The organism is Streptomyces roseochromogenus subsp. oscitans DS 12.976, assembly GCF_000497445.1.
Lineage (GTDB): Bacteria > Actinomycetota > Actinomycetes > Streptomycetales > Streptomycetaceae > Streptomyces > Streptomyces oscitans.
Window position 1 is genome coordinate 110,517 of the sequence record NZ_CM002285.1, and the last position, 12,412, is coordinate 122,928.

Annotated in this window: 12 protein-coding genes and 3 pseudogenes; 7 read left to right on the top strand and 8 right to left on the bottom strand. The window is 69.4% G+C overall.

Features of this window, described 5'->3' with window-relative positions:
* The first annotated feature begins 429 nt into the window (after positions 1-429).
* Positions 430-1,143, top strand: a complete 714-nt coding sequence (locus M878_RS51145) for a DUF998 domain-containing protein (RefSeq protein WP_023544163.1) — start codon at positions 430-432, stop codon at positions 1,141-1,143.
* Positions 1,144-1,717: 574 nt separating this feature from the next.
* On the opposite strand, the gene M878_RS98730 is transcribed toward M878_RS51145, so the two are convergent.
* Complete coding sequence (locus M878_RS98730) at positions 1,718-2,071, bottom strand: orotidine 5'-phosphate decarboxylase / HUMPS family protein (RefSeq protein ID WP_023544164.1); 354 nt, start codon at positions 2,069-2,071, stop codon at positions 1,718-1,720.
* 627 nt (positions 2,072-2,698) lie between these two features.
* Between M878_RS98730 and M878_RS51155 the strand changes: the two genes are divergently transcribed.
* Positions 2,699-3,388 carry a class I SAM-dependent methyltransferase gene (locus tag M878_RS51155; protein WP_023544165.1) on the top strand — a complete coding sequence of 230 codons (690 nt, stop codon included), beginning with the start codon at positions 2,699-2,701 and terminating at the stop codon, positions 3,386-3,388.
* Positions 3,389-3,481: 93 nt separating this feature from the next.
* Here the strand turns inward: M878_RS51155 and M878_RS51160 are convergent, their stop codons facing one another.
* The gene (locus M878_RS51160) at positions 3,482-4,144 is read right to left on the bottom strand and encodes a M15 family metallopeptidase (protein ID WP_023544166.1); all 663 of its coding nucleotides are present in this window, start codon (positions 4,142-4,144) and stop codon (positions 3,482-3,484) included.
* Between the two features lie 86 nt (positions 4,145-4,230).
* Positions 4,231-4,565, bottom strand: a pseudogene (locus M878_RS000000101655) (SAM-dependent methyltransferase); the annotation flags it as partial.
* A 312-nt stretch (positions 4,566-4,877) separates the two neighbouring features.
* Between M878_RS000000101655 and M878_RS98185 the strand changes: the two are divergent.
* Positions 4,878-5,054, top strand: a pseudogene (locus tag M878_RS98185) (IS5-like element IS4811 family transposase); the annotation flags it as partial.
* Positions 5,055-5,124: 70 nt separating this feature from the next.
* Here the strand turns inward: M878_RS98185 and M878_RS51165 are convergent.
* Positions 5,125-5,934 carry a class I SAM-dependent methyltransferase gene (locus tag M878_RS51165; RefSeq protein ID WP_023544167.1) on the bottom strand — a complete coding sequence of 270 codons (810 nt, stop codon included), beginning with the start codon at positions 5,932-5,934 and terminating at the stop codon, positions 5,125-5,127.
* Between the two features lie 172 nt (positions 5,935-6,106).
* Between M878_RS51165 and M878_RS51170 the strand changes: the two genes are divergently transcribed.
* The gene (locus tag M878_RS51170) at positions 6,107-6,832 is read left to right on the top strand and encodes a dienelactone hydrolase family protein (RefSeq protein ID WP_031223559.1); all 726 of its coding nucleotides are present in this window, start codon (positions 6,107-6,109) and stop codon (positions 6,830-6,832) included.
* A 720-nt stretch (positions 6,833-7,552) separates the two neighbouring features.
* Here the strand turns inward: M878_RS51170 and M878_RS97210 are convergent.
* From M878_RS97210 to M878_RS97215, 3 genes are read right to left on the bottom strand one after another with little or no spacing between them, the layout of a single operon-like run.
* The gene (locus M878_RS97210) at positions 7,553-7,717 is read right to left on the bottom strand and encodes a hypothetical protein (RefSeq protein ID WP_023544169.1); all 165 of its coding nucleotides are present in this window, start codon (positions 7,715-7,717) and stop codon (positions 7,553-7,555) included.
* Positions 7,718-7,748: 31 nt separating this feature from the next.
* Positions 7,749-7,964, bottom strand: coding sequence for a hypothetical protein (locus tag M878_RS91950; protein ID WP_023544170.1), 216 nt, complete (start codon positions 7,962-7,964; stop codon positions 7,749-7,751).
* A complete protein-coding gene (locus M878_RS97215) occupies positions 7,958-8,614 on the bottom strand; it encodes an MFS transporter (protein WP_023544171.1) in 657 nt (218 codons plus the stop codon). The genes M878_RS91950 and M878_RS97215 overlap by 7 nt, the downstream gene beginning before the upstream one ends.
* 359 nt (positions 8,615-8,973) lie before the next feature.
* Between M878_RS97215 and M878_RS46520 the strand changes: the two are divergent.
* The 3 genes and pseudogenes from M878_RS46520 to M878_RS46525 form a co-directional block, all read left to right on the top strand.
* Positions 8,974-9,336: pseudogene (locus M878_RS46520) on the top strand (VOC family protein); the annotation flags it as partial.
* 104 nt (positions 9,337-9,440) lie between these two features.
* Positions 9,441-10,172, top strand: coding sequence for an MgtC/SapB family protein (locus M878_RS51185; RefSeq protein ID WP_023544173.1), 732 nt, complete (start codon positions 9,441-9,443; stop codon positions 10,170-10,172).
* Positions 10,173-10,279: 107 nt separating this feature from the next.
* A complete protein-coding gene (locus tag M878_RS46525; protein WP_063750639.1) occupies positions 10,280-10,726 on the top strand; it encodes a hypothetical protein in 447 nt (148 codons plus the stop codon).
* Between the two features lie 18 nt (positions 10,727-10,744).
* On the opposite strand, the gene M878_RS51190 is transcribed toward M878_RS46525, so the two are convergent.
* The coding region (locus M878_RS51190) for an NRAMP family divalent metal transporter (RefSeq protein ID WP_023544175.1) at positions 10,745-12,412 on the bottom strand (1,668 nt) is incomplete at its 5' end.

Sequence of the window (12,412 nt, forward strand, 5' to 3'; positions counted from 1 at the left end):
TCGCTTCGCAGATTCTGGAAAGCCGCGTCGCCGACGCCATCGTCGCCCGCACCTTCACCGTAGACCGCATCCTCCCCGCCCAGGCTTTCGCCCCTGTCGTCCTCGATGGCGAATGGCGTGCCAAGGGACCCGACCGGAATATGCCACCGCAATACGGGCCGGACGGCGGCCCACGCGCTACATTGTGCGAACGGAGAAAGTCGAAGCCCGCCCCCGCCCGAGGCGAGAGGGGGCGGGTTCTGTCGTGTCGATGGCGTCCCGACAAGTGGTGCAGGGGAACGACGCGGAAGGGCGCAGGTCGCAGTTCCGGCAACGCGGCGGCGATTGCGATCTCTGCGCGGATGACTCTCAGCCGATTCGGGTGTATTCACGGCCGACCGCCGGTATATGTCGCGATCACCGGTGTTGTCTCAGCACGGGAGCCGACATATGAGCAAGGACGGCGCCTCGGAGGCGCAGGGCGTGGCGGGTGCGGGCGCATCCGGCGTACGGTGCCGTGACGTACCAGGTGTCCGGTGGAGGGTGGCCGCGGGGATACTGCTGGTGGCAGCCGTGGCCTACAACGACTGGCTTCTGCAGTTCTGGGTGCGGACGGGACTGGACCAGCGCAACTCCTACATCAGCGAGGCCTTCGCCGCCGACCAGCCCCACCGTGAGCTGTTCAGCGTGGTGGAACTGGCCACGGCGGCTCTCGTGATGGCCGCGGCGAGCCTCGTCGTAACGGCGGTGCCGTGGGGTTGGTCCACTGCCGGGTGGGGGGCGCTGGCGGCGTTCGCGACCTGCTCTGTGGCGGACGTCGCGCTGCCGATGCGGTGTGCGCCCTCCCGGGAGGCGGGGTGTCCCGCGGACAGTATCGCGCACACGATGACCAGCGGCCTTGTGCACTTCGCCCTGTTCGCCTCGATGGCCGCCTTCGCCATCTCCGCCCGCTCGAGCCCTGGCGGCGGCTGCCGCGCGGGACGCTGGGCCCGCTGGCTGCTGCCGGTATCCATGGCCGCTGCGATCTCCTCCACCGGCCCCTATATCGGCCGTCCGGGCGGACACGGGATCGCCCAGCGGGTTCACCTGCTCACGGTGGGCTTGTGGTTCTGGTTGCTGGCGGCCGAAGCATGGCGGGAGCAGCGAGGCACCCGCCTTTACTGAATTCGGCTCGTCAGGGTGACGTTCGCGGAACCTGCCGATGCTGGCGGGTGGTGGCGGTAGGCCGTGGTGAGTGGGGCAGGCAGATCGCGGCGGGCTGACGCCCGCAGCGCGTGGCGTCGGGAGACCGTGCGGATGCAGGCAGCGGAGCTGTTCGCGCAGGAGGTCCAGCTACCGGGGGCCTCGCCGCAGCTGCGGGTGAGCCGCAAGTCGGCCTGTCAATGGGCGCCAGATGTGGCGCGAGAGGGTGATGCTGCTCTGCTCTCAGGTGTTCCGAGCGGATCAAGGTGTCGTCTGTCGCCATACTGCTGCGGATACTGGCTGAGTGCCTGGAGCAGGGCTACCGCGCACGGCTCGGATGACGACAGGTGCACGCCAAGAAGCCAGACAGCCTGGCTACGTCACCCGGCGACTCTCGGGAACCCCTCGCGCCGATGTTCAGCGATGACCACGAGAACGCACGCATGACCGACACCACGCGGGTCCCTGCAGAGGGCGCGGACGACCTGGCCCGTCTCCTGGCGACCGTGCCCAGGCTGGCCTCGTTCGCTCGCACCGCGACGTCCTGGCGAGGCGATCACGCCATGGCAACCGGCTTTCCCGCCAGGCGGGCCAACCGGAGCACATGCTGCTCCGTCGAAACGCACACGCCGGTGTCGGCAAGATACGCGTCGGTCATGCCGGTGACCACCGTCAAGGCGAGGATGCGCAGTTCGGGGAAGTCGCCGGCGACATCCACAGCGGCAGTCAGGATGCCCGCCCCACCCATACTGCGCACGGTCACCATGGAGACGCCCAGGGCACCTGCGGCACGGACCGCACCAGCGACCGAATTCGGGATCTCGAAGAGCTTGAAGTCCAGGAAGACCTTCTTGCCCTTCGCCACAAGGTGCTTGACGAAGTCGGGGCCAGCCGCTGTGAGGAGCTCCAACCCGATCTTGTAGAAACGTCACTCGTCACCCAGCCGCTCGACAGACTCGTCAGCGGTCGGCCGGTTGTCGCAATCCCAGGGCGACGATGATCTGGCTCGTCGGCTCCAGGGCGTCATTGTCCACCACAGCGACCGCCCATCCCTCAGCGACCTCCACCAGACAGCCGTGTACGTCGGCAGCGCGTCCATGGACGTGATCGTTTCCGGTCGCAGCAGTAGCTGACAGTTCGAACGCACGAGCCGGCCTGCTCCCACGGCACTCCGCCATGCAGTGGATCTCCATGGCGGCGCCTCCGCCGCATGAGGGAAGCGGATCATGCGCCAGCCCGATCCCTGCGCGCGGCGGATCCAGAACAGTGATCCCATGGCAATCAGCGAGACGAGTCCCACGACGGCGGTCGAGGGGACCGAGCGGTCTGTGCCGCGCTGGGCAGAGCGCATGGCCCGCGAGATGGGAAGGCACCCCTATCGGGTGACACGACGCTGCCGGGATGGGTGCCGGAGTATCGGTGCGAGCGGTCCACGTGCGGACCGATGTCTGGGGCCCCGAGTTCTCCCAGTCCGCACGTCCGATGAGAACGACGTCGGCCCTTCCGCCGTTATGGACACCCCAGTCAGACAGCTCTCATGTCGGCCGCGGCGTCCGCGGCACATCTCCTCGTCGACGACACCCCCTCGATCTGCGCCGACACCCTGGCACAGGCCTTCCTGGGGAAGCGTGCCGAAGAACTCCTCGGCTATCGCAGGTCCTATGGCGGCTACCCGGTCCTGTCCGACGCGCGGACGATGGCCGTCACCCGCAACCGCTACACCGAGGACCCGCTGTCTGAGCTGGCTGACCGGGGCGTCGATCAGTACGTGATCCTCGGCGCGGAGCTGGATTCCTTCGCTTACCGGTCGGAACTGGCCGACCGTGTAAGGGTGTTCGAGGTGGACAAGCCAGTGACCCAGCGCTGGAAGCAGGCTGTGCTGGCTGAGACGGGAACGAGGGTGCCACCGTCCGCCTTCTCCGTCCCGGTCGATTTCGAGAAGGAGTCCGCCGGGTCACTTCCAGATCACCTCGTCCGGGCCGGCTTTGCCCCTGGCCGACCCGCGCTGGTCAGCTGGCTCGGGGTCACGATGTACCTCGCCTTGGAAGCGATCAGGCAGACCTTGGCGGTCATCAGCGGCTTCACACCCGGCACCGAGCTTGTCGTGGAACATCTCCTCCCGGCCGGACTCCGCGACGAGGCAGGTCAGTCGTATGCGGAGTTGGTCTCAGCTGCGGCGGCCGAGCAGGGAGCGCCCTGGCAAACCTTCCTCAGAAACCGTCTTTGAACTTCCCGCAAGACCTGTCGTCAGCGTCGGAGGACGCTGACGACGCTGGAGGTGTGGTGGCCGAGCCGACGCGCTACCCCCCTCAGCCGGAACTCAGTCGCCTGCGTCGTGCCGGCTCGGCCCGTAACAGGCGCTTTCCGCTCCGGTGACCAGCGCCCAGTAGCGGTCGCCGAACGACCAGTGCCACCACTCCGTCGGGTAGTTCACCAAGCCTGCGGCCGTCAGCGCGCTCCCCAAAATCCCCCGGCGTGTGCGCGCCCGCTCGCTGATCCCAGCGGCGTCGGTGTAGCAGGCGCCGGCGCTCTCCTCCGGAGTTGCGTTCATAGGCGTGCCCAGATCCAGCTCACAGCCGTCCGCGTCCGCGAGTGTCAGGTCCACCGCGGCTCCCGCGCTATGCGGAGCGATCTCCGGTGGGGATACGAAGCGGCTCGCAGCCGACCGGATCTGCTCGCCGGACCATCCCGGCTGCTCAGCTCGCAGTCTTCCCACGTACTTCTCGAAATAGCGGCGTTGCAGCCCAGGAGGACGGTAGCCCTCGACGACCAGGAACCTCAGGCCATCTGGCAGGTGAGCCTGCGCCTGGAGCAGACGCTCCAGCAGTCCTTCGCGCAGGTAGAAGAAGGCGTCCGAGTCGGACTGCTTCCGCGCATCCACAAGGAGCGGACTCCCCCTTCGGACATCGATCAGGGGCTCACCGCACTCGCGCACAGGGACGGCCGAGACCCGTGGATCCGACATCAAGATGATCCCACTCATCTTGTGATGATCTCGCGAGCGCTTCCGGGCTCATCAAGGCGGCACAACGATGACCAGTCACCTGGTGGACGGTCCTGGTCTCTCCACTAGTCGTCCGAGCCGGTAGCCGACGGCGGTACCTCGACGACGAAGAACAGGAAGTTGGGTCTGGTCGAAAGGTCTTGGAAGCCGTCGGGGAACAGTTCACGGGCAGGCCGGGTCCGGCTGCGGCTCGTTGACGACAGCAAGGCGAGCCGGCGGCGGTGAAAGCATCGGTCATCGTGTGCAGCGGCCTGCGCCAAAGAGTCATAGGGACGGACTGCCCGCTGAACGTCCATTCCTCGGTGTAGCTGGTGGCCGCGAAGTAGTCGGGCCGAGGATCCTGGTTGGTGTAGGCCACGAAAGGGTGGTCCACCGACTCGATCAGCCGGCCGCCGGACCGGCCCTGGCCCCGGCGGGCCTCGGGAACGTCACCCGCCCGCAGATGAGTAGTCACCACAACCAGGAAAACGCCTGTCATCAGGGCGAGCCAGCCGGGGGTCAAGCGGGTCGAAGTGCGGTCACTGAACGCGGCGCCGCGGCATTGGGGTGGATGGGTTGCCGGGTGAGCCGGCGGGACATCAGGGTGATGGCCGCGAGGGTGAGCATCGCGTCGGAATGCTGCGGCAGCGTCTCGTAGTCCCGCGCGTTCCGGCGCGTGTGAAGCGGCCACGCGGTTGGGTGGGCCGCGGAAAAGGACTCGCCTCGACGAGAACCTCGCCGCGCGGCCCACCCAACCGCCTGGATGATGCACGCCCGCCGCCACGCGAGGGACTACGAACGGCTCGTCCAACACTCCGAGACCTTGATCACCTAGACGGCCATCACCCTCATGACCAGGCGCCTCGCCCGGAAAGGCGCGACTCCCAGCTGGCCGCGGAAACCGACCGCTGCCGACGGCTGACCGGCGACGGAGCGCTGGGCGAAAGAGGCCTCAGCCCATCCGCTCGGGCAGGGAAACGTCAAGCCTGGCCATGCGCCATCAGGGCTGCGTGAGGCAACACCAGTACACCGCCCGGACCGGCAAACTCCGCGCACAACGACTCGAAGTGGTTTTTGATCTCGGCAATGACCCCCGGGGCCTGACTCGTCACAACCTGGCCGATCGTCGCCACTCCGGCGGCCGGTCCGCTCCACCACTCCTCAACCGTCGTCTGGTGGGCCCAGGTCAAGGTGTCGCAGACGACGTCTGTCAGACCCGCCTCACCAAGCAACGCGGCGAAGCCCTGTTCAGTACGGAGGAAGTCGTCTTCAGGAGCAAGAGCCGGCAGGTGAGCTGGACGCGTGACACCTGCCGCCTGGACAGCCCTACCCAGCAGGGCCTGCCCGGAGGCCGGGGGAACCGCCCAAATGGTGGCGGCTATCCGCCCGCCAGGACGCGTCACCCGTCGCAACTCCCCCAGGGCTTCCCGAGGCCGTCCGACATGATTGAGGACGAAGCTGCCGACCACGGCATCGAACTCGTCGTCGGCGAACGGCAAACAGGGCAGAGCAGCAAGCCGCACGTCAGCTTCCGGAGCCGCCAGCGCGGCCCGGGCGACCATGCCGGGTTCGGCATCCACCGCCGTCACCTTCGCTCCCCGCTCACATGCGACTGCGGCGGCGGTGCCTGTGCCCGTCCCCACATCGAGGACTCGTACACCCTCCCTGACCCCGGCAGCGTCGAGGAGCCCAGGAACCGGGTACGCGCAAAGCTTGGCAAAACTGGCAGCATAGGCGTCGGCTTGCCCCGCCCACGCCTGCCGCTCGGCCTCGTCAAATGCCGTCTGCACTACTGGTCCCCTCCCCGGAACAACCACCGCCGCGACAACAATCCAGCGGACCTGACGCTAACCCATAGCTGATGAACAGCGACCGGCACGCACTCAGCCCGGGACAGACCACGATCTGCCGGCGGCAGAACACCAGCCCGGCCAGGCTCGACGGCTACTACAGTCCAGCCTCATGACGATGGTCACAACGCGTACGGTCGAATACCCGGCCGACGGCCTCACGATGATCGGACACCTCGCGCTCCCCGCCGGTGTCGACCGCCGGCCCGCAGTCCTGATCGGGCCCGAGGGGATGGGTCTAAGCGACGTCGAGCGCCGCCGAGCCGATGCCCTGGCTGAGCTGGGATACGTGGCGCTGGCCTTCGACCTCCACGGCGGGCGCTATTTGGGCGACCCCGAGGAGATGCTGGCCCGTTGCATGCCGCTGCTGGCCGATCCCGACCGGATGCGGGGCATCGGCCACGCGGCGCTCGACGTGTTGCATGCCGAACCGCGGGCCGACCCCGACCGGATCGCCGCTGTCGGCTACGGCACCGGGGGCGCAATCGCGCTGGAACTCGGGCGGCACGGCGTCGACCTGCGCGCGATCGGGACAGTCAACGGGCTGACCACGGGCCGACCGGGCGAGGCGGCGCGCATTCGCTGCCCGGTGTGGGCCGGGGTCGGGTCGGAAGACCCGATCATGCCGCGTGCGCAACGGGACGCGTTCACCGCGGAGATGCAGGCCGCGGGCGTCGACTGGCGCCTCGTGGTCTACGGAGGAGCCCTGCATGCCTTCCACCACCCATCGGTTGACCACACCGTGCGCCCCGGCGTCGGCTACCACCCACGGCACGCACAGCGGGCCTGGCTCGACATCGTCGACCTGCTCGCCGAGTGCCTGCCCGTTACGGATTGAACGGATCGAGATCCGCCTTAACTCGCCTGTGGGCGTGAGGGGGTGTCCTGATGATCACGAACGAAGCCAGATCGTGAGGGCTGACCGGGTGTGGGGGGAGACGTTCACCGGGCTGCGGGTGACGCACTTTTCGGGGCTGTTGAAGGTGGTGCGGGAGCGGGGAGGTGACGGCACGCTGCGGGGCCAGCCGTGGTCCTTGCCCCTGGCAAGCGCGGCGACGACGAAGGCGGTGCCTGTTGCCAGCCGGGTGAGTCCGCGACCGGCCCAGCGCCCGGCGAGCGGGGGGCGGCGGCGCCCGCCGCTCCGACGAGGGCGAACAGACCGACTCCGATCGGCGAGTAGCGGAACGGCGGGCCTGTCGGCACAGAGGCGATTGCGGTCCAAAAGGCGCTGAAGGCGCCGAACATCGCTGTCTGGTACAGGCTGCGGCGCAGCAGTGCCGGGTGGAAGCGCACCAGCGCCAGGGGGAACGCAGCAGGTGAGTGTAGGGCAGGTTGGTGGTGGGCACCTGCCAGGGCAGGGCTGTCCTCAGGGGCACCACCAGCAGGGCCATCAGGATGGCGGAGCCGAGGGAGATGACCCGCCAGCCGACGGTGTCGGAGATGAGACCACTGGCCGTCCGGACAGCAGGATGCCGGTGAGCAGGCCACTCATAGCACGGCCCACTATCCGTCCGTGGGCATGGTCGGGGGTGAGGGCGGCGGCGAACGGCACCAGGATCTAGGCAACGACCGAAGCGGCGCCGCTGATGAAGGAGGCGGCCAGCAACATGGGGAGCCCGGTCGCCAGGCCGGCCGCGACCAGGCAGAGCGTGGTGACGGCAACCAGAGTGGTGATCGGGGCGCGCTTCTCCGGCCAGTCGCCGAGCGGCACCAGGAACAGCATGCCGGTCAGTAGCCGATCTGGGTGAGCGTGATCAACAGGCCTGCGGTGGCCCCGTCGAGGTGGAGATGACACGTAGGGAGGCAAGCAGTGGCTGGGCGTAGTACAGGTTGACGACCGTCAGGCCGGAGGCGGCAGACAGCAGCTCGATCAGCCAGCCCAGCACGCCTGATGCGTGCTCGGCGCCGGTCTTGTCCCGCTTGTCCCGGCGTTGGGCCGGGGTGACGGAGGGCTGAGAGGCGTTCAACATCGGTTCCTACCGGCACAGAGCCCGTGACTGCTGCGCAACGGCCAAAGTGCGCGCCTCGGATGGGGGTTCGGTGTGGTGCCGGGCCGTGCGCTGGGCGCGGCGGGGTGTGAGCTGAGCGAGTTGGCCGACGATGAGGCGGTCAGGCCGTACATGGCGATGACCCACCAGGCGGGGCGTGCGGCGCGTGGGTGAAGGAATCGGCGTATGCGCCGGGGCGATGCCGGACGCCGGACGGCCCCGATGAGGGCGACGCCGAGGGCGGTGCCGGTTTGCCGGAAGGCGGTGCCGGTTTGCCGGAAGGTGGAGGCCAAGGACGCGGCCACCCCGGTTTCGGAAACCCGGAGGCTGGAGACGGCCGTGTTGGTGGTGGGGGCGTTGACGAAACCGAAGCCGAGGCCGAACACGGCGCAGCCCAGGATGGTGGACCACGCGTGAGTCAGTCCGTCGAAGCCCGCGAAGATGACGCCACTGAGGCGGTGAAAGTTCTGCAGATACAGGGTGGTCAGGAACAGGAACCCGCCCAACATGCAGAAGCCGATCACCAGCTTGTCCGCGGCGCCGGTGAAGGGAGCGGACCGAAGGAGCCGCGGCTCGATCAGCGGCTCTTCCCGGCGCAGCTCGTAGGTGGCCAAGGTGGCGCGCGAGGCCATGCTGCGGCTCGCAATGGTAAGAGTCGTGGCGGAGAGCCAGCCGTGTGCGGGGGCTGGATGATCGTGTAGGTGAACATGCCCGGCAGGACGATCAGCAGGATCTGGCCTACCGGGTCAGGGCACCGGGCAATGGAAGCGCGGGACTCCAGCACGAACATGCAGGTCAGGGTGAGAGCGACCATGCCGATGGGCAGGTCAGCCAGAAGAGCGCGTGTCAGCCTGCGCTGTCCGTGAGGAGCCCGCCGACCAATGGTCTGTTGCCATGGACAGGCCCACGATGGCGCCCCACACTCCGCTAGCACGGGCGCGTTCACGCCGGTCGGATGAAGGTGTGCGTGATATCGAAAGGCCGGTCCGCCATGCTTGGCGCTCTCGATCACGTCCAGCTCGCCGCGCCGCCCGCCAGCGAGGACCGCCTGAGGGCCCTCTACGTCGACGCCCTGGGCCTGGTCGAAATCCCCAAGCCGCCGGTGCCGGCTGCCCGGGGCTGCGCCTGGTTCGCGACAGCCGACGGCACCGCCCAGCTCCACCTGGGCATCGAGGAGCCCTTCCGGCCCGCGAAGAAGGCCCATCCGGGGCTGCGCGTGAAGGACATCAGCTCCTTCGCCGAGCGGCTGGCGGCTCACGGCGCCCCGGGGACCTGGGACGACACCCTGCCCGGCCACCGCCACTTCTCCAGCACCGACCCGGTCGGCAACCGCCTGGAGTTCCTCGAACCGACTGCTTGCCGTCCGGTGCCGGACGCCGGACGGCCACCGTCTGGGGCCTCACTGTCACGCACCTGTCCCCCGCCGCCTCGCGGCGCCGGTCCCGAAGGAGGTGCCTCGTGCACTCCCTGACCACTGTCGACTTCCTGACCCGGCTCGCCACCGGAGTGGCTTGTGGGGCGCTGATCGGCGTCGAGCGGCAGTGGCGCGCCCGGATGGCCGGGCTGCGCACGAACGCCCTGGTGGCCGTCGGCGCCACCCTGTTCGTCCTGTACAGCGAGGCCGTCGGCGATGCGGGCAGCCCGACCAGGGTCGCGTCCTACGTGGTGTCCGGGATCGGGTTCCTGGGCGGTGGCGTGATCCTGCGCGACGGGGCCGGGGTGCGCGGACTGAATACCGCCGCCACCCTGTGGTGCTCGGCCGCTGTCGGGGTGCTGGCCGCCTCCGGTCGGCTGGCGCTGGCGGGGCTCGGTACGGTCGTGGTGCTGGCCGTGCACGTGGTGCTGCGGCCGGCCGGCCGTTTGCTGGACCGGGCTCCGGCCGCCGGCACCGACCCCGACGCCACCGTCCGCGCCACCGTGCACCTGGTGTGCGAGCGCAAGGCCGAGACCCCTCTGCGCGCCCTGCTGTTGCAGACCCTGGCCGCCTCCGGTCTCGCTCCCACCGGGTTGCGCGCCCGCCGCGAGGGGGAGTCCACGAGCCTGCGCGCCACCGCCACGATCAGCGGCGATGTCGCCTCCGCGCTGGAGCAGGTCATCTCCCGTCTGTCCCTGGAACCGGGCGTGAGCGACCTGCACTGGCACACGGACGACGAGGAGTCCGAGGGGGAACGGCCCCGTGCGCTGGCCTGATGCACCAGGGCGGCGCCACCTGCCACGCACTCCGGAAAGGGGCCGTGCGACCCCAGGACAACGTCCCGGTCACCGGCCCGGACGGAACCGGAGGGAGACTCGAGAGCATGAGGACCCTGTCTCAGCAGCGCACGGGCGAGGGCGCGGCCATGCTGGGGGTGCTCACGCTGGTCGCGCTGGAGATCGCCGCGCTGGCGACCGCGCCAGCCCCGAGACCGGCCGCTCGTCAGCGAGGCTCTCATCGGCGCTGCCCCGCCGCGTTCGTGCTGGTGGCGGCCGTGTGGCACAGCCACCGCAACGCCGCCCGCCAGGCCCGGCGGCGCCCGCACGAGACGGTCGACGACTCGTGGTTCACGGCCCGCACGCTGGACGGTTTCCCCAAGGAGGCCGTACGCCCGTACCTGCTCGGCAAGGACGCGCCCAGCCTCAACCGCCTGTACACCGCCTGGATCCTCGCCACTCACGGCGAGGACGCGCCGTGGATCGAGCGCCGCCTGGGGCTTCCCGCCGACATCACCCGTCTCCTGGTCGACGCCGCCAGGCAGCGACACTGACCGACCGGACCCCCGGGGTCAGGGGCTGCCGAGCCGGATCGCCTTGATGAGCAGGAGCAAGGCGCTGAGGACCAGATAGCCGCGCAGCGCCATCATGCCCAGGCGAGTCCCCGCGGACCAGCGCACCGGCCGCAGGAGTGCCAGCGGCGGCATGCGCCAGGCGAGTTTCTCGGCCTGAGACATCACAGGGATCTGCCGTACGGGCGCGCCGCGCCGGGTGACGCGGAGGGCTGCTGCGGCGCTGCTCAGGCCTGTGACCAGCGCGATCGCCAGCCAGATGGTGAGCCGGGGGACGTCGACGGACGGGAAGAGCGTGGTGGCCATCAGGCTGCCGGAGAGCAGCAGCAGGACGGCGATGGTGACGGTGGCGAGCATGTTCAGCCAGCGCGGGTTGGCCCAGGGGCCGAGCACTTCGGTGTCGTTGCACAGAAGGAGCAGAAACACGCTCGCGGAGGGCAGCAGCAGCCCGGCCAGCGCCTGGACGGCCTCGGTGATCAGGCCGAGCGGCGCACCGGGAATGAGGACGACGGCGGCGGCGACCAGAACCAGCAGACTGTAGGAGGCGTAGAACTGCTTGGCCTCGCCGAAGGTGCGGTGCAGGGAATGACGCAGGTTGAAGACGTCTCCGAAGGCGTAGCTGGTGGCCAGGGTGACGGCGGCCGCCCCGATGATGCTCGCGTCCAGCAGGACGATGGCGAACAGTACGCCCAGCGCGGGATCGTGCCGGGCGAGGGCGTCGGCGACTCCGGCGGCGTCGGTGAAGTGACCGTGGGCGGCGGTGCCGCGGGCCGCGAAGTCGGCGGTCATGACCAGCGCGGCGGCGCCCGCGACGACCACCAGGGAGCCGATCACCGTGTCGGCACGCTCGTAGCCGATGAAGCGCGGGGAGATGCGCTTGTCGATGACGTTCGACTGCTGGAAGAACAGCTGCCAGGGGGCGACCGTGGTGCCGACGATGGCAATGATCAGCAGGATCGCCTCGCTGGTGGCGCCGCCCTGGATGCCGGGCACCACGAAGCTGTGCGCCGCGTGGCCCCACCGCGGCCGGGACATGAGGGTCAGCGGAACCAGCAGCAGGCTGGCGCCGATGAAGGCGAACATCGCTCGTTCCCAGCGGCGGAAGGAGCCGCTCGCGGTCACGGCGACCAGGACGACGGCGGCCGCCGGGACGACGACGTACCGCGAGACGCCGAGGTATCCGGCGGCCAGGGAGACGCCGATGAACTCGGTCACGATGGTGAGGAAGTTCAGCAGGAAGAGGTCGCCGACGCTGAACCAGCCCCAGAAGCGCCCGAACCGCTCGGTGATCAGGCGCGCGTGGCCGACACCGGTGACCGCGCCCAGCCGTACCACCATCTCCTGATTGACGATCAGGACCGGGATGAGCAGGAGCAGGACCCACAGCAGCGAGTGGCCGTAGTTCTGGCCCGCCTGTGCGTAGGTGGCGACGCCGCCCGCGTCGTTGTCGCCGACCATCACGATGATGCCGGGGCCGATGATGGCCAGCAGGGTCAGCAGCCGGGCCTTGAACCCGGGCCGCTCCTCGGCACGTTCGCGGGGGACGCGGCCGAAGGCGCCCTGGATCTCGCCCAGATGGGCCTCGCCGAGTACGGCGCTTGGCCTGGCTGGGCGGGACGGTGGAGCGGCGGGTCGGACGGCGGCGTTCCGCGCGGGGGCGCGGGCGGG